This is a genomic window from Streptomyces sp. TG1A-60 (assembly GCF_037201975.1).
In the GTDB taxonomy this organism is placed as follows: Bacteria; Actinomycetota; Actinomycetes; order Streptomycetales; family Streptomycetaceae; genus Streptomyces.
Genome location: NZ_CP147520.1, coordinates 7,218,818 through 7,242,709, shown reverse-complemented (window position 1 = coordinate 7,242,709; position 23,892 = coordinate 7,218,818). Strand labels below are relative to the sequence as shown.

Below are 23,892 nucleotides of genomic sequence, written 5' to 3'. Positions count from 1 at the left end.
GCGCGGCGCGCACCATGACCACGTGGCTCCTCCCCACGAAAAGGTATTTCGGGTATGGGTCGACACCGGGCAGACGTGCTGCCCCGCCTGCCTCCGCTGGCCCGCTTCGGCGAACTCGTCGCCACTGGCCTGCGGGATGTCACCAGCGACCCCGCGGCCCTGGACTCGGCCGGGTTCTGGGCGGTGGTCGCGGACTTCGAGGGCCGGCTGGTCTGCGCCCGCTTCGGGGACGTACGGCACGAACCCGTCCCCGCTCCCCGGCCCGGCGCCTGGCGCGGCCCCGCCGCCGGTGACTGGACCTCCTCGCTCGACCGCGCCGCGTACACCGCGGCGGTAGGGCGGATCCGCGAGCACATCGCGGCGGGCGATGTGTACCAGGCGAACCTCTGCCGCGTCCTGTCCGCTCCGCTGCCCGAGCCCGAGGGACTGCCCGCCGACGTGGACGCGCTGACCGCGCTGCTGGCCCGGGGCAACCCGGCCCCGTACGCGGGTACGGTCCGGCTGCCCGCACACGGCGTGGAGGTGGCCACCGCCTCACCCGAGCTGTTCCTGCGCCGTGGCGGGCGGATCGTGGAGTCCGGGCCGATCAAGGGCACCGGTCGGACGGCGGCGGACCTGTTGGAGAAGGACCGGGCCGAGAACGTGATGATCGTGGACCTGGTCCGCAACGACCTGGGCCGTGTCTGCGCCACGGGCTCGGTGACCGTGCCCGCGCTGTGCGCGGTCGAACAACACCCCGGCCTGGTGCACCTGGTCTCCACCGTGCGCGGCGAGCTCGCCGAGGGCGCGGGCTGGCCGGAACTTCTGGCGGCCACCTTCCCGCCCGGCTCCGTGACCGGCGCTCCCAGGTCCAGCGCGCTGCGGATCATCGAGGCGCTGGAAACCACACTTCGCGGCCCGTACTGCGGCGGCGTCGGCTGGGTCGACGCCGACCGCGGCACCGGCGAACTGGCCGTCGGCATCCGCACCTTCTGGATCGTGCGGACCACGGCCGGCCCCGTGCTGTGCTTCGGCACCGGCGCCGGCATCACCTGGGGCTCGGACCCCGAGCGCGAGTGGGACGAGACCGAGCTGAAGGCCTCCCGGATGCTCGCGGTGGCGTGCTCGGCCGACGTCAGCGGTGAGCCGGCCCTCCCGGGGTAGGCCGGTGTTCAGCCGGCTTCGGACTCGCCGAGGCCGGCTTCAGGCCGCCTAGGACTCCAGAACGCCGGAGCGGCCACCGCGGGGTGTGCTCCCGTACGCGACCCCGATGACGGCCGCCGCGGACGCAGAGCCTCGCCTGATCACCTGTCACCACCCCCGGCCTGGGCAGGCCTGGGCACCGTCCGTCCGGTCTGCGGGGCCGGGTGGCCCGCGCGTTCGCGCCGACCACCCGGTCCGGTTCCTCGGGTCCGGGGCACAGCCCGTCAGTGAGTGGGGGGCGCCCCGAGCCTGTCCTGCACCCAGGTGTGGAAGGCGCCGATGTGGTGCTCGCTGGGGACGAGGACGCCGCCCTTGGCGTAGGCGCGGGAGCTCATCCCGGGCTGTGTGCGCTCGCAGGCGTCGAAGTCCTGCTGGTTGACGCGGTGGAAGAGCTCCACCGACCGGCTGACGTCCTTGCCGCTGTCGACGACGTGCGGAAGGTAGAGCCAGTCGCACTCCACGATCGTGCGATCCGCCGCCATCGGATACATCCGGTGGAAGATCACGTGATCGGGGACCAGGTTGATGAACACCTGCGGCCTGACCGTGATCGCGTAGTAGCGGCGGTCCTGCTCCTCCGCCACCCCGGGAATCCGGTCCAGGCCCTCGCCGCCGTCGACGGTGAAACCCCGCACCTCCTCACCGAACTCGGCCCCGTGCCCGACGTAGTACTGCGCCGCGAAGCCGTCGGCGAACTCGGGCAGCACCTCGGTCAGTTCCGGGTGGATCGTGGCGCAGTGGTAGCACTCCATGAAGTTCTCGATGATCAGCTTCCAGTTCGCCTTCACGTCGTAGACGAACCGCTTGCCGACCGACAGGTTCTCGATGTCGTAGTGCCCGATCGACTCGGCGGCGCCCAGGCGCTCGGTCACCGCGCCCATCACGTCCTCCTCGAAGGACGGCGCGGTGTCCGCGAGGCACACCCACACGTACCCGAGCCACTCCCGGACATGGACGTTGACCAGGCCGTATTCGACCCGGTCGATGTCCGGCATCGACGTCAGGTTGGGCGCGGCGACCAGTTTGCCGTCGAGGCCGTAGGTCCAGGCGTGGTACGGACACTGGAAGGCCCGCTTGACCTCGCCGGACTCCGCGGTGCACAGCTTGGCCCCGCGGTGCCGGCAGATGTTCAAAAAGGCCCTGATCGATCCGTCCCTCGAGCGGGAGATCAGCACGCTCTCCCGTCCGACCTGGTAGGTGCGGAACTGTCCGGGCCTGGCCAGCTCCGAGGCGCGGGCCGCGCAGAACCACATGGACTCGAATATGCGCTCCTGCTCCAGGGCGAAGATGTCGGGGTCCGTGTAGTGGTCGCCGGGCAGCGTGGCGATCAGGCTGGACGGCAGGTCGGTCGACGGCAGGTTGGTGATGGTCATCGTGTCACCTTCGGTGAATGTCAGACGCGTACGCGGCGGGGGTAGAGGAGGGCGATGGGATGCTCGGTGCCGCCTTCGGTGGCCAGGTCGGCGAGGATCTCGCCGGTCACCGGCACGAACGTGAACCCGGAGAATCCACTCGCGGGTTTCCGTACGACAGACGGGTGCGGTGCCGGGCCGCCCCACCAGCATGCGTTGCGCATAGCGCACTTAGGTGCGCCATGAGAAACATTCCTTCCTCTGGAGGAGCGGTGTCAAGGGGTGGGTCACGCCCCGGCAGCCCGTTCCAGCCGGACCACGACGGACTTGGACGTCGGGGTGTTGCTGATGGCCGCCGTGGAGTCCAGGGGCACCAGGACGTTGGTCTCCGGGAAGTACGCCGCGCAGCAGCCGCGGGGCGTCGGGAAGGCGACGGTGCGGAAGGCCGGTGCTCGGCGCTCCACCCCGTCCTCGTACTCACTGACGATGTCCACGAGGTCGCCGTCGGCCAGCCCGCGGGAGGTGAGGTCGTCCTCGTGCACGAAAAGCACGCGGCGGCCCTGGTGGATGCCGCGGTAGCGGTCGTCCAGTCCGTAGATGGTGGTGTTGTACTGGTCGTGCGAGCGCAGCGTCTGCAGCAGCAGCCGGCCTTCCGGTACGCGCAGGATGTCCAGCGGGTTGGCGGTGAAGTTGGCCCGGCCGGTGGCGGTGGTGAAGCGGCGCTCGTCGCGGGGCGGGTGGGGCAGGGTGAAGCCGCCGGGCCGGCGCACTCGGTCGTTGAAGTCCTCGAAGCCGGGGATCACCCGTGCGATGCGGTCGCGGACGCTGTCGTAGTCGGCTTCGAACTCCTCCCAGGACACCTGCGGTTCGCGGTCCCCGAGGGCGGTCCGGGCCATCCCGCAGATGATCGCCACCTCGCCGCGGAGGTGATCGGAGGCGGGGGCGAGCCGTCCCCGCGAGAGGTGCACCATGCCCATGGAGTCCTCCACCGTCACCAGTTGGGGCCCCGAGGTCCGTAGATCGGCCTCGGTGCGGCCCAGGCAGGGCAGGATGAGCGCCTGTTCCCCGGTGACCGCGTGGGACCGGTTGAGCTTGGTGGAGATCTGCACGGTGAGCCGGCAACCGCGCAGCGCCTGCTCGGTCACCTCGGTGTCGGGGGCGGCGGCGACGAAGTTGCCGCCCAGCCCCACGAAGACCTTCACCCGGCCGTCGCGCATGGCGCGGATCGTCTCGACCGCGTCGTGCCCGTGGTGACGTGGCGGTTCGAAACCGAATTCGGCGGCGAGGGCGTCGAGGAAGTCCTCGCCGGGCTTCTCGTGGATGCCCATCGTCCGGTCGCCCTGCACGTTGGAGTGACCGCGCACCGGGCACAGTCCGGCGCCGGGACGGCCGATGTTGCCGCGCAGGAGCAGGAAGTTGACGACGTCCCGGATGGTCGGAACGGAGTGGCGGTGCTGGGTGAGGCCCATCGCCCAGCAGACGACGATCCTCTCGGCGGCTAGCACCTCCCGGAACGCGGCCTCGATCTCGTCCTCCGGCAGCCCGGTGGCCTCCAGGACGTCCTCCCAGGGAGTCTTGCGGGCGTGCTCGGCGAAGGCATCGAAGCCGTGCGTGTGCGCGGTGATGAAGGAGGTGTCGAGGACGGTGCCAGGTGCGTCGTCCTCCGCTTCCAGCAGCAGCCGGTTGAAGGCCTGGAACAGGGCCTGATCGCCGCCAAGCCTGATCTGCAGGAAGAGGTCCGCCAACTGGGTGCCGCCACCGACGATGCCGGACGGCCGCTGAGGGTTCTTGAACCGGAGCAGGCCGGCCTCGGGCAGCGGGTTGACCGCGAGGACGCGGGCGCCGCGCTGCTTGGCCCGCTCCAGGGCGGAGAGCATCCGCGGATGGTTGGTGCCGGGGTTCTGGCCGACGACGAGGATCAGGTCCGCCTCGTGGAGGTCCTCCAGACTGACGCTGCCCTTGCCGATGCCGATCGTCTCCACCAGGGCCGAACCGCTGGACTCGTGGCACATGTTGGAGCAGTCCGGCAGGTTGTTGGTGCCCAGCATCCGGACGAACAGCTGATAGACGAAGGCGGCCTCGTTGCTCGCCCGGCCGGAGGTGTAGAAGGCGGCCTGGTCGGGGTGGTCGAGGGCGGCGAGCTCCCGGGCGACGACGGCGAACGCGTCCTCCCACGAGATCGGGCGGTAGTGGTCACTGCCCGCCGGGCGGTGCATGGGCTGGGTGAGGCGTCCTTGCTGTCCGAGCCAGTAGTCGCTGCGGCCGGCGAGTTCCTCCAGGCCGTGCTCGGCGAAGAACTCCGGGGTCACCCGGCGCAGCGTGGCCTCCTCCGCCACGGCCTTGGCCCCGTTCTCGCAGAACTCGGCACGGTGTCGGTGTTCCGGTTCCGGCCAGGCGCAGCCCGGACAGTCGAAGCCGTCCTTCTGGTTGACCCGGAGGAGGGTGAGCAGGCCACGGCGGGCGCCCATCTGGGTGCCGGCGTGGCGCAGCGAGGAGGTGACCGCCGGAATTCCGGCGGCGTAGCCCTTCGGCGAGTTCACCCGCAGTCGGGCGTCACCGGGGTCGTCAGCAGGGGCCTTGCGGGTCATGTAGGGCGCTCCGCGGGGTGTGAGTGAAGACTGCTGTTGCTCATCGCGATGAGAATTTCTCATTGCACAACACACCACAGGAAGCCCGCACGGCCGACTTCTGTCAAGACACACCCTTGACCGGACCCGCTCACCCTTGGACCATGTTGCGTATCGCTCGCCTTGTTGCTCATTACGCACCGATGGAGGATGTCATGCCCCCTCGCCCCCGACCCGGCCGCGAGTTCGTCCTCACCCTCTCCTGTCCCGACCAGGCAGGACTGGTCCACGCCGTCAGCGGCTTCCTGGTCGAGCAGTCCGGGAACATCCTGGAGAGCCAGCAGTTCGACGACCGTCTCCAGGAGCGCTTCTTCATGCGCGTGCACTTCGACGTCTCCGACCCGGAGACGTCACTGGAGCGACTGCGTGCCGGTTTCGCCCCGCTGGCCGAGACCTACCGGATCGACTGGCGACTGCACGACGCAGCCGCTCCCACCCGCACCCTGATCATGGTCTCCAAGTACGGCCACTGCCTGAACGACCTGCTGTTCCGCAAGAGCACCGGCGCGCTCAACATCGAGATCCCGGCGATCGTCTCCAACCACCGGGAGTTCGAGCCGCTGGCGCAGAGCCACGGCATCCCCTTCCACCACATCCCCGTCACACCGCAGACCAAGGCGGAGGCGGAGGCGCACCTGCTGGAGCTGATGGAACGGTTCGAGATCGACCTCGTGGTCCTCGCCCGCTACATGCAGATCCTCTCGGACGACCTGTGCAAGCGGCTCGAGGGCCGGGCCATCAACATCCACCACTCCTTCCTCCCCAGCTTCAAGGGGGCCCGCCCTTACCTCCAGGCCCACCAGCGGGGAGTCAAGCTGGTCGGGGCCACCGCCCACTACGTCACCCCCGACCTGGACGAGGGGCCCATCATCGAGCAGGACGTCCTCCGCGTGGACCACTCCCACGACCCCGACGAACTGGTCACCATGGGCCGGGACGTCGAGGCCCGGGTCCTGGCGCGGGCCGTGCAGTGGCACACCGAGAGCCGCATCCTGCTCAACGGCCACCACACCGTGGTGTTCCGCTGACGCACCCGTTCCGTGTTCCTGTACCACCGCCGGCTGAGAAGACGAGGTCGCACGCATGTCGCTTCTGAACACGCCCCTGCACGAGCTGGACCCGGAGGTCGCCGCCGCCGTCGACGCCGAGCTGCACCGCCAGCAGTCCACCCTGGAGATGATCGCCTCGGAGAACTTCGCTCCGCTCGCGGTCATGGAGGCCCAGGGCTCGGTCCTCACCAACAAGTACGCCGAGGGCTACCCCGGCCGCCGCTACTACGGCGGCTGCGAACACGTCGACGTGACCGAACAGATCGCGATCGACCGGCTCAAGGACCTGTTCGGCGCCGAGTACGCCAACGTCCAGCCCCACTCCGGCGCCTCCGCCAACCAGGCCGCCCTGTTCGCACTCGCCCAGCCCGGCGACACCATCCTCGGCCTGGACCTCGCCCACGGCGGACACCTCACCCACGGCATGCGGCTCAACTTCTCCGGCAAACAGTTCCACGTCGTCGCCTACCACGTGGACACCACCACCGGCCTCATCGACATGGCCGAGCTGGAGCGACTGGCGAAGGAGCACCGCCCGAAGGTGATCATCGCGGGCTGGTCGGCATACCCCCGGCAGCTGGACTTCGCCGCCTTCCGCCGCGTCGCCGACGAGGTCGGGGCCCACCTGTGGGTCGACATGGCGCACTTCGCCGGTCTCGTCGCCGCCGGACTGCACCCCAACCCGGTCCAGTACGCGGACGTGGTCACCTCCACCACCCACAAGACACTCGGCGGCCCGCGCGGCGGCATCATCCTCGCCAAGAAGGACTTCGCGAAGAAGCTCAACTCCTCCGTCTTCCCCGGCTTCCAGGGCGGCCCCCTGGAACACGTGATCGCCGCCAAAGCGGTCTCCTTCAAGGTCGCGGCCTCACAGGAGTTCAAGGAACGCCAGCACCGTACGGTCGAAGGCGCACGGATCCTCGCCGAACGCCTGACGGCCGCCGACGCCCGCGAAGCCGGCGTCAACGTCCTGTCCGGCGGCACGGACGTCCACCTCATCCTGGTCGACCTGCGCGACAGCGAACTGGACGGCCAACAGGCCGAGGACCGCCTCCACGAGGTCGGCATCACCGTCAACCGCAACGCCGTCCCCGACGACCCCCGCCCGCCGATGGTCACCTCCGGCCTGCGCATCGGCACACCCGCCCTCGCCACCCGCGGCTTCACCACCGAGGACTTCACCGAGGTCGCGGACGTCATCGCCGAGACCCTGAAGCCCTCCTACGACACCGAGGCACTCAGGGCCCGGGTCAAGGCCCTCGCCGACAAACACCCGCTGTACCCCGGACTGAGCAAGTAACAGCGCCCCGTATGGAGGAGTCACCGTGGCCATCTCGGTCTTCGACCTGTTCTCGATCGGCATCGGCCCGTCCAGCTCCCACACGGTCGGCCCGATGCGCGCGGCCCGGATGTTCGCCGCCCGTCTGAAGGAGGACGGCGTACTCGCCCAGACCGTCAAGGTCCACGCCGAGCTGTACGGCTCCCTCGGCGCGACCGGCCACGGCCACGGCACCCCGAAGGCGGTACTGCTCGGTCTGGAGGGCAACGAGCCGCACACGGTCGACGTCGTCCAGGCGGACCACGACGTCGAGCGGATCAAGTCGACCGGCAGGCTGCGGCTGTTGGGCGTCGAGATCGGCGATGCCCAGGAGATCGCCTTCGACTTCGACGAGGACCTGGTCCTGCACCGCCGCGAGACGCTCCCGTACCACGCCAACGGCATGACGGTCCGGGCGTACGACGCCTCGGGTGCGGAGCTGCTGTCAAAGACGTACTACTCCGTCGGCGGCGGCTTCGTGGTCGACGAGGACGCGGTCGGCGCGGACCGCGTCACACTCGACGACACGGCCCTCAAGTACTCCTTCCGCACCGGCGACGAGCTGCTGCGCCTGACCAAGGAGACGGGTCTGTCGATCTCCGCGCTGATGCTGGAGAACGAGCGGGCCTGGCGCACGGAGGAGGAGATCCGTTCCGGGCTCCTCGACATCTGGCGCGTCATGCAGGCCTGCGTCTCGCGCGGCATGTCCCGCGAGGGCATCCTGCCGGGCGGCCTGCGCGTACGCCGCCGGGCGGCCGTCTCGGCCCGTCAGCTCAGGGCGGAGGGGGAGCCGTTGGCCCGCTCCATGGAGTGGATCACGCTCTACGCGATGGCCGTGAACGAGGAGAACGCGGCGGGCGGCCGTGTCGTGACGGCCCCCACCAACGGCGCGGCCGGCATCATCCCGGCCGTCCTGCACTACTACATCAACTTCGTCCCCGGCGCGGACGAGGACGGCGTCGTACGGTTCATGTTGGCCGCCGGGGCCATCGGCATGCTCTTCAAGGAGAACGCCTCCATCTCCGGCGCCGAGGTCGGCTGCCAGGGCGAGGTCGGCTCCGCCTGCTCCATGGCCGCGGGAGCCCTGGCGGAGGTCCTGGGCGGCAGCCCCGAACAGGTCGAGAACGCCGCCGAGATCGGCATGGAACACAACCTGGGCCTGACCTGCGACCCCGTCGGAGGCCTCGTCCAGATCCCCTGCATCGAACGCAACGGCATGGCCGCGGTGAAAGCCGTCACGGCGGCCAGGATGGCCCTGCGCGGCGACGGCTCCCACAAGGTGTCCCTCGACAAGGTCATCAAGACGATGAAGGAGACCGGCGCGGACATGAGCGTGAAGTACAAGGAGACGGCCCGGGGCGGTCTCGCCGTCAACATCATCGAGTGCTGAGCGGGGCCCCGCCGTGGGACGAGTGACTGAGCGCCGGCGCGTGCTGCGGATCCGGGAGGGCGCTGTCGGCGCCCGCCCGGACACCCTGGTCGCCGAGGAACCGCTGGAGATCCGACTGGACGGCAGGCCCCTGGCCATCACCATGCGGACGCCCGGTGACGACTTCGCGTTGGCGGCCGGTTTCCTGGTGAGCGAGGGCGTCCTCGGCCGGGCCGAGGAACTCGCGGGCATCGTGTACTGCGCGGGTGCGACGGATGGGGGCACCTCCCTCGCCCACTCTCGGCTTCGCTCGAGCGGGGGGACCCCCATGAGCGGAGTCGGGAGTGGGGGCGGATCGAACACCTACAACGTCGTCGACGTGCGGCTCGCCCCCGGAGTGGTGGTGCCCGACATCACGCTCGAACGGAACGTGTACACCACGTCCTCCTGCGGTCTGTGCGGCAAGGCGAGCCTGGACGCCGTGCGCACCACCGCCCGGTGGCCGATCGCCGACACTCCCCCGGTCCGGGTCGGGCCCGAGCTGCTGGCCGCCCTCCCCGACCGGCTGCGGGCCGCGCAGCGGGTGTTCGACCGGACCGGGGGCCTGCACGCCGCCGGGCTGTTCTCACCCGACGGCGACCTGCTGGACCTGCGTGAGGACGTCGGCCGGCACAACGCCGTGGACAAGCTGATCGGACGCGCGCTCCAGTCCGGCGAACTGCCCCTGTCGCAGACCGTCCTGCTGGTCTCCGGGCGGGCGTCGTTCGAGCTGGCGCAGAAGGCGGTCATGGCGGGCATCCCGGTGCTGGCGGCGGTCTCGGCTCCGTCCTCCCTCGCCGTGGACCTGGCGGCCGAGAGCGGACTCACGCTCGTCGGCTTCCTGCGCGGCCAGAACATGAACGTCTACGCGGGTGAGCATCGCCTGGTCCTGCCGGCACCCAGGGGACTCGCGCGGTGAGCCTCCGGCGCCGCCCCCGCCGCGTCGCGATGCTCAGCGTGCACACCTCGCCGCTGCACCAGCCGGGCACCGGCGACGCGGGCGGGATGAACGTCTACGTCGTCGAGCTGGCCGGGCGCCTGGCCGCCGCGGGCGTCGAGGTGGAGATCTTCACCCGAACCACCTCCGCCGCGCTCCCGCCCGTCGTCGGTCTCGCGCCCGGTGTCCTCGTCCGGCATGTGGAAGCGGGCCCTTACGAGGGCTTGGCCAAGGAAGACCTGCCCCCGCACCTGCGCGCCTTCACCCACGGTCTGATGCGGGCGTGGACCGACCGGCACCCTGGTTACTACGACCTGCTCCACTCACACTACTGGCTCTCCGGTCAGGTCGGCCGGACAGCCTCCGAACGCTGGGGTGTCCCGCTCGTGCACACCATGCACACCATGGCCAAGGTCAAGAACGCCTCCCTCGCCGCGGGCGACAGACCCGAGCCCGCGGCCCGCGTGACGGGCGAGAGGCAGATCGTGTCGGCCGCCGATCGGCTCATCGCCGGCACCGGCACCGAGGCGGCCGAGCTGATCCGTCACTACGACGCCGACCCCGCGCAGGTCACGGTCGTCCGTCCGGGCGTGAACCTGGACCGCTTCCAGCCGGACGCCGCCGGCGTCGAGGCCGGACGGACAGCGGCCCGTGTGCGCCTCGGGCTGCCTGCCGACGCGCTGATCCCACTGTTCGCCGGCCGCGTTCAGCCCCTGAAGGCGCCGGACGTACTGCTGCTCGCGGTCGCACGGCTCCTTCAGGAACGGCCACGGCTGCGCGAACGGCTCGTCGTTCCGGTGGTGGGCGGACCGAGCGGATCAGGCCTGGCCGAGCCGGAGGGCCTGCAGAAACTGGCGGCACAGCTCGGCATCTGTGACGTGGTCCTTTTCCACCCACCCGTCGGACAGTCCCGGCTCGCGGACTGGTACCGGGCGGCGTCCGTGCTCGTCATGCCGTCCTACAGCGAGTCCTTCGGCCTGGTGGCGCTGGAGGCCCAGGCCTGCGGCACACCTGTGATCGCGGCCGAGGTCGGCGGTCTGCCGGTGGCCGTGCGCAACCAGATGAGCGGTGTGCTTGTACCGGGGCACGACCCGGCCGACTACGCCCGGGCGCTGGGCCGCTTCGCGGACGATCCTGGGCTCTCGACGCGGATGGGAGAGGCGGCCGTCCGGCACGCCCGGTCCTTCGGCTGGGACACGGCGGCCACCGCGACCGTGGACGTGTACGCGGCGGCGATCCGCGCGCACGGAGGCTGTGGGAGCCGCTGAGGCTCCCACAGCCAGTGCCGATCAGTCGATCAGAAGTATTCCGTCGCCGCGTCCAGCAGCCAGTCCGCCAGATAGCCGGCGAAGGAGGAGCGGACCAGCACCCAGAATCCGGCCCTGGGTTCGTCCCGGGCGACCAGCACGACCTGCGTGCGGCCCAGCGTCGTCTGGGCGCAGCGTCCGGCGCCGAAGGAGCGCGGATGCAGGTCGAGCGCGCAGCCGTGGGCCAGCAGGTCGCGGGCGCGGGGGCCCGCGACGAGGAGCGTGGTGCGCTGAGCGGAGACGTCGGTGACGGAGACGTGCTCGTCGCCCGCCGCCTCCCGGATCCGGTTCTCCAGATCCCGCTCGCTGCCGGGCGGGCCCACGAGCAGCCATTCGTCCGGGCCCAGCCACAGCGCGGTCAGCTCCCCGGCGCGTACAACGGTGTCGGGTTCGAGGGGCAGTGGGAGGTCCAGCGCGAGTCCGACGGCGTCCGCCGCCGCTCCCTTGGCGTCGAGGCGCACGTTGATCTGAGCGAGGAAGGGGAGTTCGGCCAGCCGGATCGCACCCCCGGACGTACGCGTCGCGGCGGCCAGGCGGTGGGCGGCGTGCGACAGGGGGCTGCGGGGCGGGGCGGTCAGGGCGGTGTCAGCCATCGCGGCGGGCTCCCTCGGGGTCGTAGAGGACGGGGTTTGCCACGGTCACCGGGACCAGCCGGCCGCCCACGGGAGCGTACAGCCGCTCGCCGATGCGGTCCCGGCCGCTCTTGATCAGGGCGAGCGCGAAGGTCCGGCCGAGGGCGGCGCTGCGGTAGCTGGAGGTGACGTGGCCGAGCATCGGGACGGGCGGCGCGGGCAGCACGCTGTCGGCGACCAGGTGGGTGCCCTCGGGGAGGAAGTCCCCCGGGTCCTCGGGGAGCAGGCCCACCAGGTGCTTGCGGTCGGCGCGGACAGTGTCGGCACGGGCGTAGGACCGCTTGCCGATGAAGTCGGGCTTCTTCTTCGACACCACCCAGCTCATGCCGAGGTCCTGCGGGGTGACGGTGCCGTCGGTGTCCTGGCCGATGATGGGGTAGCCCTTCTCCGCGCGCAGGACGTGCATGGTCTCCGTGCCGTACGGGGTGATGCCGTAGGGGGTGCCGGCCTCGTACAGCGCCTCCCACAGAGTGAGGGCCTCCCACGGCGACACGTTGATCTCGTAGGCCAGTTCGCCGGAGAAGCTGATGCGGCACACGCGCGCGTCGATGCCGGCGACGGTCGTCTCCCGCCAGGCCATGAACGGGAAGTCCTCGTTGGCGACGGCCAGTCGGGGTGCGAGTGCGCCCAGGACCGCGCGGGAGCGCGGACCGACCAGGGCGACCGTGGCCCACTGCTCGGTCACGGACGTGCAGTGGACCTTCAGCTCGGGCCACTCGGTCTGCAGCCATTCCTCCATCCAGTCCAGCACGGCTGCGGCGTTGCCGGTCGTGGTGGTGACCAGGAAGCGGTCCTGGGCGAGGCGGATGACCGTCCCGTCGTCGAAGACCATGCCGTCCGGGCGGCACATGAGGCCGTAGCGGATCATGCCGACCTTCAGGGTGCTCATCATGTTGGTGTAGAGCCGGTCGAGGAGGACGCCGGCGTCCGGGCCCTGGACGTCGATCTTGCCGAGTGTGGAGGCGTCCATGAAGGCGACGCTCTCGCGGGCGGCGGCGCACTCGCGGAGGACGGCGGCCTCCATGTCCTCGCCGTTGCGCGGGTAGTACCAAGGGCGCTTCCACTGGCCGACGTTCTCGAACAGGGCGCCGTGCGCGACATGCCACTCGTGCAGGGCGGTCGTCCGGACGGGGTCGTGCAGCGCGCCCCGGTCGCGGCCCGCGAGCGCGGCGAAGGAGACCGGTGTGTACGGCGGCCGGAAGGTCGTCGTGCCGAGTGCCGAGATGTCCACGCCGAGCAGTTCGGCGACGACACCACCGGCCAGGATCCCGGAGGTCTTGGCCTGGTCGTTCGCGGTGCCGGCCGTGGTGTAGCGCTTGGTGTGCTCGACCGAGCGCAGACCGGCGCCGGTCGCGCGGGCCAGGTCGTCCACGGTGACGTCCCTTTGGAGGTCGACGAAGCGGGGGCCGTCCGAGGCGCCCGGGACGACGTGCACGTGCATGGGCGGCGTCTGCCGCGGCTGGGCGGCCACCTCCGGGAGACGGGGTGCCTCGGCGGTGTAGCCCTCGGCCTCGATGGCGCGGGCGCCGGCCGCCGCGCCCTGGGCCAGCACCGTGGCCAGGTCGAGGACGCCGCTCGCGCTGCCCGCCACCTCGACCGCCTGGCGGCAGGTGTCGGGGACGAAGGAGCCCAGCGTCTCGTCATGGCGCAGCTTGCCGCCCGCCTGGCTGAACAGGTGCGCCACCGGGCTCCAGCCGCCGGAGACCAGCAGCAGGTCGGCGGCGAACGCGCGCCGTCCGGTGGTCTCCCCGTACGGGGCGACGGTGACGGCGGTGAGGCGTGCCTCCCCCTGCGTGCCGATGACGGCGTGGCCGGTCAGTACCTCGATGCCGACCGAGCGGGCGCGCTCCGCCCACTCACCGGCCTCGGAGCGGGTGTCGACGATCGCCGCGATGTCCACGCCCGCCGAGCGGAGGTCCAGCGCTGCCGCGTAGGCGCTGTCGTTGGTGGTGAAGACGACCGCGTGGCGGCCGGGCAGGGCGCCGTGGCGGTTGACGTGGGTGCGGGCCGAGGTGGCCAGCATCACTCCGGGGCGGTCGTTGTCCGCGAAGGCCAGGGAGCGTTCGTGGGCGCCGGTGGCGAGGACGACGCGACGGGCCCGGATGCGCCAGACGCGTTCGCGGGAGACGTTGTCGGGGGCCTCGCCGCCCAGGTGGTTGGTGCGGCGCTCGACGGCCAGGAGGTGGTTGTCGTCGTAGTAGCCGAAGACGGTGGTGCGGCGCAGTACGCGCACCTCGGGCTCGGCTTCGAGCCGTCCGGCGGTCTCCGCCACCCAGTCGAGGTGTTCGGCCGTGCCCAGGAGGCTGCCGCCCGGCTCGGGCTGGTCGTCGGCGAGGATGACGCGGGCGCCGCTGCGGGCGGCTGCCGCCGCGGCTGCGAGGCCTGCCGGGCCGGCGCCGACGACCAGCAGGTCGCAGTGGGCGTGTACGGCGTCGTACCGGGCGGGGTCCGGTTCCGTGGCGAGGCGGCCCTGGCCGGGGAGACTGCTTGCCACGAGGCCGTCGTAGAGCTCGACGGTCGTCGCGGGCAGCATGGGCTCCGGGAAGGGCTCCTCGATCTGGACGACCGCGTTGGGCTCCTCCACGCCGGCGGAGAAGATGCCGCGGGGGCGGCCGAGCTTGATGCTGGTGCCGGCCTGGATGACTCCGTTGGCGAGGAGGGCGGAGGCGAGGGTGTCGCCTCGGTAGCCCTGGTACTCGGTGCCGTCGAAGGTGAAGGTGAGGGGGGTGTCGCGGTCGATTCTGCCGTGCGTGGGACGGCGGAACGGCTGGCCCGCGGTTGCGGAGCCGCTGATGGGTGCGGCGCCCCCGCCGCTCCTGCCCGTCCCATCCTGAAGGGGCTCCGCCCCCTGGACTGCCGTCGGCCCTGAAGGGGCCTCGTCCTCGAACGCCGGACGGGCTGAACGCGCTGAACGGGGCTCGGAAGGTTCCGGACGCTCCTCCCCCGCCCGGTACACCGCCAGGACCTCGTTCGTCGACGTGTCCCGTACCGCGTTGAACCAGCGGCGGCAGCCCGCTTCGTGGCTCCAGCGCTCGGCGAAGGGGCCCCTGGGGTTGTCGCGGAAGAACAGGTAGCGGGCCCACTCCTCGTCGCTGAGGGCCGCGGGGGCCTCCGGATACGGCACGTGGGCCTGGCCGCCGTAGTGGAACTCGGCCTCGTCGCGGGGCCCGCACCACGGGCACTGGATCAGCAGCATGGTTCGGCTCCCTAGTGGGCCACGGCCGCCGCGCCGTGCTCGTCGACGAGCGCGCCGGTGGTGAATCGGTCGAGTGAGAAGGGTGCGTTGAGGGGGTGGGGGGTGTCGTGGGCGATGGTGTGGGCGTAGACCCAGCCGACGCCGGGAGTGGCCTTGAACCCGCCGGTGCCCCAGCCGCAGTTGAGGTAGAGGTTGTCGACGGGGGTGAGCCCGATGATCGGCGAGGCGTCGGGGCTGACGTCGACGATGCCGCCCCAGGTGCGCAGCACGTGGGCGCGGGCGAAGACGGGGAAGAGTTCCAGGGCCGCGGACATCTGCTCTTCGATGATGTGGAAGGCGCCGCGCTGGGTGTAGGAGTTGTACGCGTCGACGCCGGCGCCCATGACCAGCTCGCCCTTGTGTGCCTGGCTGACGTACACATGGACCGCGTTGGACATCACGACCGTCGGGTGCACCGGCTCCAGGAGCTCGGAGACCAGGGCCTGCAACGGGTGGCTCTGCAGCGGGAGTTCTATGCCGGCCATGGCAGCGAGGACCGAGGTGTGGCCTGCCGAGCAGAGCGCCACCTTGCCCGCCGCGATCGGGCCCAGCGTGGTCTGGACTCCCACCACCCGGCCGCCGGCCACGTCCACTCCGGTGACTTCGCAGTTCTGGATGATGTCGATGCCGGCGGTGTCGGCGGAGCGGGCCAGGCCCCAGGCGACGTGGTCGTGCTTGGCGATGCCGGCACGCGGCTGGTAGGTGGCGCCCAGGACCGGGTAGCGCACGTCAGGGGAGATGTTGACGATCGGGCAGACTTCCTTGACCCGCTGTGCGTCCAGCCATTCGGCGTCCACGCCGTTGAGCCGGTTCGCCTCAACGCGGCGCACGCTGTCGCGGACGTCCTGGAGGCTGTGGGCGAGGTTGAGCACGCCGCGCTGGGAGAACAGGATCGGGTAGTCGAGTTCGTCCGCCAGACCCTCCCACAGCTTGAGGGCGTGCTCGTAGATGCCGGCGCTCTCGTCCCACAGGTAGTTGGAGCGGATGATGGTGGTGTTGCGGGCCATGTTGCCGCCCGCGAGCCAGCCCTTCTCCAGGACCGCCACGTTCGTGATGCCGTGGTTCTTCGCCAGGTAGTGGGCGGTGGCGAGGCCGTGGCCGCCGCCGCCCACGATGACGACGTCGTACGACCGCTTCGGCTCGGGCGTGCGCCACAGCCAGTCGGGGTGCTCGGGGAGCTCGGCGCCGGGAGTGCGGGGGCTCATCGGGTGTCTCCAGCCAGAGGGGCGTTCAGCGCGTTCATACGGTGCTCGCGTTTCTCTCGGCGGCCTCGACGACGTTGGCGAGCAGCATGGCCCGGGTCATGGGGCCCACGCCGCCGGGCATGGGCGCGAGCCATCCGGCGGCCTGGGCGGCGTCCGGGTGCACGTCGCCGACCAGCCCGTTGTCGGTGCGGGTGATGCCGACGTCCAGGACCGCCGCGCCGGGGCGCAGCATGTCCTTGGTGATCAGCCCGGGTGAGCCGGCGGCAGCGATGACGATGTCCGCCTCGCGGACATGCCAGGCGAGGCCCTTGGTGCCGGTGTGGCACAGGGTGACGGTGGCGTTCTCGGAGCGCCGCGTGAGCAGCAGTCCGATGGGGCGGCCGACGGTGATGCCGCGTCCGATCACGCAGACCCGCGCTCCGGCGAGCGGCACGTCGTACCGGCGGAGCAGTTCGACGATGCCGCGCGGGGTGCACGGCAGCGGGGCCTCGACGCCGAGGGCGAGCCGTCCGAGGTTGACGGGGTGCAGGCCGTCGGCGTCCTTGGCGGGGTCCATGCGTTCCAGTACGGCGTTGGCATCGAGGTGGCGCGGGAGCGGGAGCTGGACGATGTAGCCGGTGCAGGCCGGGTCGGCGTTGAGTTCGTCGACGACGTCCTCGACCTGCCGCTGGCCGGCGTCGGCGGGCAGCTCCCGGCGGAGGGAGGCGATGCCCACCTGCGCGCAGTCCCGGTGCTTTCCGGCGACGTAGGTGTGGCTGCCGGGATCGTCACCGACCAAAACGGTGCCGAGCCCGGGCGGGCGGCCGGTCGTCGCGGTCAGCTTGGCCACGCGCTCGGTGAGTTCGCGACGGATGTCGGCGGCGGTCGCCTTGCCGTCGAGGCGTTGTGCGGTCACTTGCGGCACCTCTTCCTCACGGTCAGCCACGGAGGCGGGACATGGTCGGGTCGAACAGGGGCTCCTCGGCGACGACGGCCTCGACGCTCTGGTCGAAGTAGCCGATGTGCACGGTGGTGCCGGGGACGGCGAGCTCGGCGGGGAGCCAGGCGTAGGCGATGCCCTTGCCGATCGTGTAGCCGTAGGCGGCGCTGGTGACATAGCCGACGACGCGGTCGCCGTCGTACACCGGCTCCTTGCCCATGACGACCGCCCGCGGGTCGTCGATGGTGAGGCAGGTCAGCTTGCGCCGTACGTCGGCCTTGCGGCGTTCCAGCGCCGCCTTGCCGATGAAGTCGTCCTTGTCGAGCTTGACGGCGAAACCGACGCCGGCCTCGTAGGGGTCGTGCTCGTAGGTCATGTCGGTGCCGAAGGAGCGGTAACCCTTCTCCAGGCGGAGGCTGTTGAAGGCACCACGGCCGGCGATGACGCCGCCCAGCGGCTCGGCCGCCCGCCACAGGGTGTCCCACAGCTGCAGGCCCTGGTCGGCGGTGGTGTAGAGCTCCCAGCCGAGTTCGCCGACGTAGCTCAGCCGCATCGCCGTCACCGGGACGCTGCCGATGTGGGCGCGCTTGGCGCGGAAGTACTTCAGGCCGCCGCCCGAGAAGTCCTCGTCCGTCAGCGGTTGCAGGACCTCGCGGGCGAGCGGCCCCCACAGGCCGATGCAGCAGGTGCCGGGGGTGCTGTCGCGGACCTGGACCGTGCCGTCGGCGGGGAGGTGGCGGGTGAACCAGTCGAGGTCCAGGTTGCTGTTGGCGCCGACCTGGAAGAGGTCGCGGGCGAGCCGGGCGACGGTGATGTCGCTGCGGATGCCGCCGTCGTGGTCGAGGAGCAGGGTGTACGTCACCGAGCCGACGGACTTGGCGACCTTGCCGGTGCACAGGCTCTCCAGGAAGGCCGCGGCACCCGGGCCGCTGACCTCCAGGCGCTTGAGGGCCGTCATGTCGTACATCGCGACGGTCTCGCGGGTGACCTGTGCCTCGGCGCCGACGACGGGCGACCAGTACTGCGCGGCCCAGTCGTTGGGGGTGGGGATGGAACGGCCCTCGACCAGGTGCGCGTTGGCCTCGTACCACTGCGGGCGCTCCCAGCCGTTCGCCTCCAGGAAGAAGGCGCCCCGCTCCTGCTGGCGGACGTAGAACGGGCTGGTGCGGATCGGGCGCGGGTGCCCCGACGGCTGCAGCGGGTGCAGGATGTCGTAGACCTCGACGAAGTTCTGGCAGTCGCGGGCCAGCACGTACTCCGGGGACAGCTGGTGCGGCTCGAAGCGGTTGACGTCGCACTCGTGCAGGTCGAAGGAGGAGCAGTAGCCGTCGACCAGCCATTCGGCCATGGCCCGGCCCACGCCCGCGGAGTGGGTGACCCAGACGGCCTCGGCGACCCAGAAGCCCTTGACGTCGGAGGACTCACCGAGGAGCGGATTGCCGTCGGTGGTGAAGGAGAACAGGCCGTTGATGCCCTCCTCGACCTTCGCGTCCTTCGTCGCGGGGAGCAGGGACCGGGTCTCGCTCCAGGCGTCCTCGAAGTCCTCCTCGGTGAACTGCAGGACCGAGGGCATCTCCTCGGCCTCGTTCACGGAGAGGATGTCGTCGGCCGAGATGGGCATCGGGCGGTGGCCGTAGTAGCCGATGCCGATGCCGTCGAAGCGGTCGCGGTAGTAGAGGTCGGCGTCCTGGTGGCGCAGGATCGGGCGCACCGCCTCCTCGGCCTGGCCGGCGAGGGCCGGCACCGGGCCGGTCCAGGCGAGCTGGTGGGCGAGCGGGGTGAGCGGGAGGTTCATGCCGACCATGCGGGCGATCTTCGGGCCCCAGATGCCGGCGCAGCACACGACGATGTCGGCGGGAATCTCTCCCTGGTCGGTGACGACACCGGTGACGCGGCCCTCGCTCTGCTGGACGTCGAGGACCTCGTGGCGGGCGAGGAAGCGCACGCCGCGCTCGGTGGCCCGGCGGATCTGCGCCTCGACGGCGAGGACGGCCTTGGCGAGGCCGTCCGTCGGGATCAGCAGACCGCCGAGGACCCTGTCCCGGTTCACCAGCGGGTGCTGCTCGACGCACTCCTCGGGCGTCAGCAGCCGCGCCTCGATGCCCCAGGCGCTGATCCAGCCGTGGCGGCGGCGCAGCTCCGCGAGGCGCTCGGGGGTGGTCGCCACTTCGAGGCCGCCGACCTGCAGGAAGCAGGGCTTGCCGTCGACGTCGAGAGAGCAGAACTTCTCGACGGTGTAGCGGGCCAGTTCCGTCATGGTCTTCGAGGAGTTCGTCTGGAAGACCAGGCCCGGGGCGTGTGAGGTGGAGCCCCCGGTGGCGGGGAGCGGGCCCTGGTCGACCACGGTCACTTCGGTCCAGCCTCGCGCGGAGATCTCGTCCGCGAGTGCCGCACCGACGACACCCGCTCCGATGATGACCACTCGGGGTCCCGCCATCGCCGCACCTCCGGATTGAGAAACAGTCCAGCCGATTCAGTTGCTGTCTGCGCAACATGCTTCAGGTTGCGCAACTCAATGTGCCTGGCGTGCAGGTGGGTGTCAAGGGGGTCCGGGACGCCGGGAAACGGGCCGGAAAACGGGTGAGAACGAGGGCTGGAACACGGCGACGCCCGGTGGGCGGAGCACACGGGTGCGCTCCACCCACCGGGCAAGCCCGACCGGCGTACGTGAAGGGCCGGCCCTGCTCGCTCGGCCCGCGCAGCACCCCTCGCACACCCCGGCGGGCGGGCCCGCCTCCCGTGCGCCGGGCGGCGAGGCCGAGGACCGACTCCGGGCCCTTGACCGGCGACGCCGTACGGTGACGACGACACCTGGCGGCACTCGGGCGGGGACCTCGCCCTGGCCGCCTTCACGGACAGCACTCACAGACGCGCAGGGCCTCCAGGCCGTTCGGGCGCACGCCGGCGCGACGCCCCGCCTCGATCGCGCCACAGAAACGCGGGCACGCAAAAGTATCACAATACGCAACAAGTAGTGAATAACGCAACCATAAAGGCTTCGTCTCGCCATCGTTACTTGCAGTAGCGTTGTTTACTGTGGGTATAGTTGCGTTGTGAGCAACTACAACCTGGAAACCGGAACCTCGAATTCACACACCGGCGGAGTGCAGTCGGTCGACCGCGCCATCAGTGTCCTGGAGATCCTGGCCCACCGCGGCGAGGCGGGCGTCAGCGAGGTGGCGGGTGAGATTGATGTTCACAAGTCCACCGCGTTCCGCCTGCTCGGCGCCCTGGAGGCGCGCGGCCTGGTGGAGCAGGCGGGCGAGCGCGGCAAGTACCGCCTCGGCTTCGGCATAGTACGCCTGGCCGGCGCCGTCACGGGGCGCATCGACATCACCCAGCAGAGCCGCCCGGTCTGCGAGGACCTGGCCGAGGAGATCGGCGAGACCGTCAACATCGCCGTGCTGCAGGAGCACTACGCCGTCAACCTCTACCAGGTGCGCGGCCCCGGGGCCATCACCGCGCAGAACTGGGTCGGCCAGCTGACCCCGTTGCACGCCACGTCGAGCGGCAAGATCCTGCTGGCCCACCTGCCCGCCGGGGACCGTTCCGAACTGTTGACCGAGACCGGCCTGAAGAAGGTCACCCCGCACACCATCACCGCGAAGACGAAGCTCGAGAAGAACCTCGCCGAGGCCCGGGAGCGTGGCTACGCCTGGGCCATGGAGGAGCTGGAGCTCGGTCTCCACGCCCTGGCCGCCCCGGTTCGCAACCGGGACGGTGACGTCGTCGCGGCGGTGAGCGCCTCCGGCCCCTCCTACCGGCTCTCCGAGGAGCGCCTGCACGAGCTCGCTCCGGTGCTGGTCAAGGGCGCGGAGGAGATCAGCCACCGGATGGGTTATCTGGGCTGAGCGCCCACCCCTTCTACTGCTGGTGCGTGCCCAGGCGCTCGTGCACCCAGTCGTGGAAGGCACCGATGTGGTGCTCGCTGGGGACGAGGACGCCGCCCTTGGTGTACATCCGGGAGCTCATCCCGGGCTGTGTGCGCTCGCAGGCGTCGAAGTCCTGCTGGTTGACGCGGTGGAAGAGCTCCACCGACCGGCTGACGTCCTTGCCGCTGTCGACGACGTGCGGAAGGTAGAGCCAGTCGCACTCCACGATCGTGCGATCCGCCGCCATCGGATACATCCGGTGGAAGATCACGTGATCGGGGACCAGGTTGATGAACACCTGCGGCCTGACCGTGATCGCGTAGTAGCGGCGGTCCTGCTCCTCCGCCACCCCGGGAATCCGGTCCAGGCCCTCGCCGCCGTCGACGGTGAAACCCCGCACCTCCTCACCGAACTCGGCCCCGTGCCCGACGTAGTACTGCGCCGCGAAGCCGTCGGCGAACTCGGGCAGCACCTCGGTCAGTTCCGGGTGGATCGTGGCGCAGTGGTAGCACTCCATGAAGTTCTCGATGATCAGCTTCCAGTTCGCCTTCACGTCGTAGACGAACCGCTTGCCGACCGACAGGTTCTCGATGTCGTAGTGCCCGATCGAGTCCACGTCACCGAGGCGGGCCACGACCTCGCCCATCACCTCGTCCTCGAAGGAGGGCGGGTTCTCCGCCAGGCAGACCCAGACATAGCCGAGCCATTCGCGGGTGGCCACGTTCGCCAGGCCGTACTCGGTGCGGCCGACGTCGGGCATCTTGGTGAGGTTGGGCGCCGCGACGAGCTTGCCGTCGAGGCCGTAGGTCCAGGCGTGGTACGGACACTGGAAGGCCCGCTTGACCTCGCCGGACTCCTCCGTGCAGAGCCGCGCGCCGCGGTGCCGGCATACGTTGAAGAACGCCCGGATGCCGTTGTCCCTCGCGCGGGTGACGAGGATGCTCTCACGGCCCACGTCGACGGTCCGGAAGGCGCCGGGCTTCGCCAGGTCGGAGGAGCGCGCGACGCAGAACCACATGGACTCGAATATGCGCTCCTGCTCCTGCGCGAAGATCTGGGGATCGGTGTAGAAGGAGCCGGGGAGAGTAGCGATCAGACTGTCCGGCAGGCTGGTCGAGGTCACGGTGCACTCCTCGGGAAACGTCGTGGATCGGTCATTCACGCGCCGGGAAGAGCGACTCCGGACGGCGTTGTGTATGGAGCAACGCTGCGTGCCATGTGAAACCGCAGCATGGGGTGGATCAGGGGCGGTGTCAAGAAGCGGGGCGGGCCAGTTGCTTGCGCCAGCGGGTGAACAGCCGCGGCTGGTTCATCCCGAGCACGGCGACCGGCTCGCCGGCGCGCCGGTAGACGGCGAGGACATTGCGGTCCTCCGCCGAGCCTTCCTCGATCGTCACACTGTCGGCTCCGGCCGCGTGGCCGACGAACTGGATCTTCACGCCGTACTGGTCCGACCAGAAGTACGGCGGCCGGGGCAGGCCCGGTTCCACCGCTCCGCCCGCCAGCAGCGTGGCGACGGCGGCGGCGGGACGCTCCAGGGCTCCGGTCCAGTGCTCGACGCGGCGATGCGCACCCGTACGGGGGTCGTACCAGTTGGCGCAGTCGCCGACCGCGACCACGCCGGCCAGGCTGGTGCGGCCGTCGGAACCGCACTTGACGCCGTTGTCGAGCTCGACGCCGGATCCCTCCAGCCACTCGACGCACGGTCGTGCGCCCACGCCGACCACGACGATGTCGGCGGGGATGCTGCGACCGTCCTGGAGCAGGACGGCGTCCACCTGGTGCTCACCGCTCAGCCCCTTGACGCCCACGCCGCACAGCAGCCGTACGCCGTGGTCCGTGTGGAGCGCGGTGACGATGGCGCCCATGGTCTCGCCGAGCGGTCCGGCGAGCGGTGTCGGGGCCGCCTCGACCACCGTCACGTCGAGCCCGAGGGCGTATGCGGTGGAGGCGACCTCGGCGCCGATGAATCCGCCGCCGATGACCACCAGCCGTCCGCCACGGGCCAGTTCGTCCCGTAGCGTGCGGGCGTCGTCCAAGGTGCGCACGACGTGCACTCCGGCCAGCCCTTCGGAGCCGGGCAGGGTGCGCGCGGCGGCGCCGGTCGCGATGACGACGCCGTCGGCGCGGACCTCACTGCCGTCGGCGAGCCGGACGGCGCGGTCGGTGCGGTCGAGTCCGGTGGCGCGAGTGCCGAGCAGCCACTCCGCCCGCAGGTCCTCGTCGTCCGTCTCCAGCGCGAGGTCCGCCTCGCCGATGGTGCCGGCCAGGAACTCCTTGGACAGCGGGGGCCGGTCGTACGGGCGGTGGAGTTCGTCTCCGATGACGACCAGCCGCCCGTCGTAGCCCTGCTTCCGCAGTGAGCGCACCGCCGACAGCCCGGCCAGCGAGGCGCCCACCACGGCCACCGTCCTCACGCGAGAGCCCCGGCGAGGCGGGCTGTGACGCAGTGCGGCAGGTTGGGTGCGGCCGTGGACAGCTGCACGTAGATCATGCCGTCCTGGACGACGACCTCATGGGTCCGGACGGGGAGCTTGGCCGGCGGAGCGTCGACCTCACCGGTCTTCAGGTTGAACTTCGAGGCGTGCAGCGGGCACTCCACCCAGCAGCCCTCCACCCAGCCGTCGGCGAGCGAGGCGTCCTGGTGGGTGCAGGTGTCATCGATGGCGAAGAGCTCGCCGTCATCGGTGTGGAACACCGTGACCGGCGGGTCGGTCTCGAGCCGGAAGGCCTCTCCTCGCGGGAGATCCGCCAGAGGGCACGCGGGAATCATCATGACCACCTCGGTGCGTATAGCGAAACGGATTGCGGTAAGCGCAACATCAGTCTGGAGTCGCCCCGAAACCTTG

General features: G+C 70.7%; 17 protein-coding genes and 1 pseudogene. 7 read left to right on the top strand and 11 right to left on the bottom strand.

Annotated features, from left to right (window positions below; all coding sequences use genetic code 11):
* The first annotated feature begins 78 nt into the window (after nt 1–78).
* A complete protein-coding gene (locus WBG99_RS31825) occupies nt 79–1,143 on the top strand; it encodes a chorismate-binding protein (RefSeq protein ID WP_338900549.1) in 1,065 nt (354 codons plus the stop codon).
* A gap of 263 nt (nt 1,144–1,406) precedes the next feature.
* Here the strand turns inward: WBG99_RS31825 and WBG99_RS31820 are convergent, their stop codons facing one another.
* From WBG99_RS31820 to WBG99_RS31810, 3 genes and pseudogenes are all read right to left on the bottom strand, one after another.
* Entirely contained in the window at nt 1,407–2,540 is a 1,134-nt protein-coding gene (locus tag WBG99_RS31820) for an aromatic ring-hydroxylating dioxygenase subunit alpha (protein WP_338900548.1), read from the bottom strand.
* 35 nt (nt 2,541–2,575) lie between these two features.
* Nucleotides 2,576–2,698 (bottom strand): annotated as a pseudogene (locus WBG99_RS31815) (N-methyltryptophan oxidase); the annotation flags it as partial.
* Nucleotides 2,699–2,821: 123 nt separating this feature from the next.
* Nucleotides 2,822–5,122, bottom strand: coding sequence for an FdhF/YdeP family oxidoreductase (locus tag WBG99_RS31810; RefSeq protein ID WP_338899654.1), 2,301 nt, complete (start codon nt 5,120–5,122; stop codon nt 2,822–2,824).
* A 194-nt stretch (nt 5,123–5,316) separates the two neighbouring features.
* Between WBG99_RS31810 and purU the strand changes: the two genes are divergently transcribed.
* From purU to mshA, 5 genes are read left to right on the top strand one after another with little or no spacing between them, the layout of a single operon-like run.
* Nucleotides 5,317–6,189, top strand: coding sequence for a formyltetrahydrofolate deformylase (purU, locus tag WBG99_RS31805; RefSeq protein WP_338899653.1), 873 nt, complete (start codon nt 5,317–5,319; stop codon nt 6,187–6,189).
* Nucleotides 6,190–6,244: 55 nt separating this feature from the next.
* Nucleotides 6,245–7,510, top strand: coding sequence for a serine hydroxymethyltransferase (glyA, locus tag WBG99_RS31800; RefSeq protein ID WP_338899652.1), 1,266 nt, complete (start codon nt 6,245–6,247; stop codon nt 7,508–7,510).
* Nucleotides 7,511–7,535: 25 nt separating this feature from the next.
* Nucleotides 7,536–8,918: an L-serine ammonia-lyase gene (locus WBG99_RS31795; RefSeq protein ID WP_338899651.1), complete on the top strand. Its 1,383-nt coding sequence runs from the start codon at nt 7,536–7,538 to the stop codon at nt 8,916–8,918.
* Nucleotides 8,919–8,931: 13 nt separating this feature from the next.
* Entirely contained in the window at nt 8,932–9,855 is a 924-nt protein-coding gene (fdhD, locus tag WBG99_RS31790; protein WP_338899650.1) for a formate dehydrogenase accessory sulfurtransferase FdhD, read from the top strand.
* Nucleotides 9,852–11,141, top strand: a complete 1,290-nt coding sequence (gene mshA / locus WBG99_RS31785; RefSeq protein ID WP_338899649.1) for a D-inositol-3-phosphate glycosyltransferase — start codon at nt 9,852–9,854, stop codon at nt 11,139–11,141. Before fdhD ends, mshA begins: the two co-directional genes overlap by 4 nt.
* A 29-nt stretch (nt 11,142–11,170) precedes the next feature.
* Here mshA and WBG99_RS31780 read toward each other — a convergent pair whose 3' ends face one another.
* From WBG99_RS31780 to WBG99_RS31760, 5 genes are read right to left on the bottom strand one after another with little or no spacing between them, the layout of a single operon-like run.
* Nucleotides 11,171–11,773, bottom strand: a complete 603-nt coding sequence (locus tag WBG99_RS31780) for a sarcosine oxidase subunit gamma family protein (protein ID WP_338899648.1) — start codon at nt 11,771–11,773, stop codon at nt 11,171–11,173.
* The gene (locus WBG99_RS31775) at nt 11,766–15,008 is read right to left on the bottom strand and encodes a sarcosine oxidase subunit alpha family protein (RefSeq protein ID WP_338899646.1); all 3,243 of its coding nucleotides are present in this window, start codon (nt 15,006–15,008) and stop codon (nt 11,766–11,768) included. Before WBG99_RS31775 ends, WBG99_RS31780 begins: the two co-directional genes overlap by 8 nt.
* A gap of 11 nt (nt 15,009–15,019) precedes the next feature.
* Nucleotides 15,020–16,252, bottom strand: coding sequence for a sarcosine oxidase subunit beta family protein (locus WBG99_RS31770; RefSeq protein WP_338899645.1), 1,233 nt, complete (start codon nt 16,250–16,252; stop codon nt 15,020–15,022).
* A 34-nt stretch (nt 16,253–16,286) separates the two neighbouring features.
* The gene (locus WBG99_RS31765; protein WP_338899644.1) at nt 16,287–17,147 is read right to left on the bottom strand and encodes a bifunctional methylenetetrahydrofolate dehydrogenase/methenyltetrahydrofolate cyclohydrolase; all 861 of its coding nucleotides are present in this window, start codon (nt 17,145–17,147) and stop codon (nt 16,287–16,289) included.
* Between the two features lie 22 nt (nt 17,148–17,169).
* Complete coding sequence (locus WBG99_RS31760) at nt 17,170–19,608, bottom strand: FAD-dependent oxidoreductase (RefSeq protein ID WP_338899643.1); 2,439 nt, start codon at nt 19,606–19,608, stop codon at nt 17,170–17,172.
* Nucleotides 19,609–20,275: 667 nt separating this feature from the next.
* Between WBG99_RS31760 and WBG99_RS31755 the strand changes: the two genes are divergently transcribed.
* A complete protein-coding gene (locus tag WBG99_RS31755; RefSeq protein WP_338900546.1) occupies nt 20,276–21,022 on the top strand; it encodes an IclR family transcriptional regulator in 747 nt (248 codons plus the stop codon).
* Between the two features lie 13 nt (nt 21,023–21,035).
* Here WBG99_RS31755 and WBG99_RS31750 read toward each other — a convergent pair whose 3' ends face one another.
* The 3 genes from WBG99_RS31750 to WBG99_RS31740 form a co-directional block, all read right to left on the bottom strand.
* On the bottom strand, nt 21,036–22,166 hold the full coding sequence (locus tag WBG99_RS31750) for an aromatic ring-hydroxylating dioxygenase subunit alpha (protein ID WP_338899642.1): 1,131 nt from the start codon (nt 22,164–22,166) through the stop codon (nt 21,036–21,038).
* A 130-nt stretch (nt 22,167–22,296) separates the two neighbouring features.
* A complete protein-coding gene (locus WBG99_RS31745) occupies nt 22,297–23,460 on the bottom strand; it encodes an FAD-dependent oxidoreductase (RefSeq protein WP_338899641.1) in 1,164 nt (387 codons plus the stop codon).
* Nucleotides 23,457–23,819, bottom strand: coding sequence for a bifunctional 3-phenylpropionate/cinnamic acid dioxygenase ferredoxin subunit (locus WBG99_RS31740; protein ID WP_338899640.1), 363 nt, complete (start codon nt 23,817–23,819; stop codon nt 23,457–23,459). The genes WBG99_RS31745 and WBG99_RS31740 overlap by 4 nt, the downstream gene beginning before the upstream one ends.
* Between the last annotated feature and the right edge of the window lie 73 nt (nt 23,820–23,892).

Bases quoted from the DNA above. Each gene is read 5' to 3' on its own strand.
- WBG99_RS31770 (WP_338899645.1), bottom strand. From the start codon at position 16,252: ATGAGCCCCCGCACTCCCGGCGCCGAGCTCCCCGAGCACCCCGACTGG.
- WBG99_RS31740 (WP_338899640.1), bottom strand. From the start codon at position 23,819: ATGATGATTCCCGCGTGCCCTCTGGCGGATCTCCCGCGAGGAGAGGCC.
- purU (WP_338899653.1), top strand. From the start codon at position 5,317: ATGCCCCCTCGCCCCCGACCCGGCCGCGAGTTCGTCCTCACCCTCTCC.
- glyA (WP_338899652.1), top strand. From the start codon at position 6,245: ATGTCGCTTCTGAACACGCCCCTGCACGAGCTGGACCCGGAGGTCGCC.
- WBG99_RS31810 (WP_338899654.1), bottom strand. From the start codon at position 5,122: ATGACCCGCAAGGCCCCTGCTGACGACCCCGGTGACGCCCGACTGCGG.
- WBG99_RS31775 (WP_338899646.1), bottom strand. From the start codon at position 15,008: ATGCTGCTGATCCAGTGCCCGTGGTGCGGGCCCCGCGACGAGGCCGAG.
- WBG99_RS31760 (WP_338899643.1), bottom strand. From the start codon at position 19,608: ATGGCGGGACCCCGAGTGGTCATCATCGGAGCGGGTGTCGTCGGTGCG.
- WBG99_RS31780 (WP_338899648.1), bottom strand. From the start codon at position 11,773: ATGGCTGACACCGCCCTGACCGCCCCGCCCCGCAGCCCCCTGTCGCAC.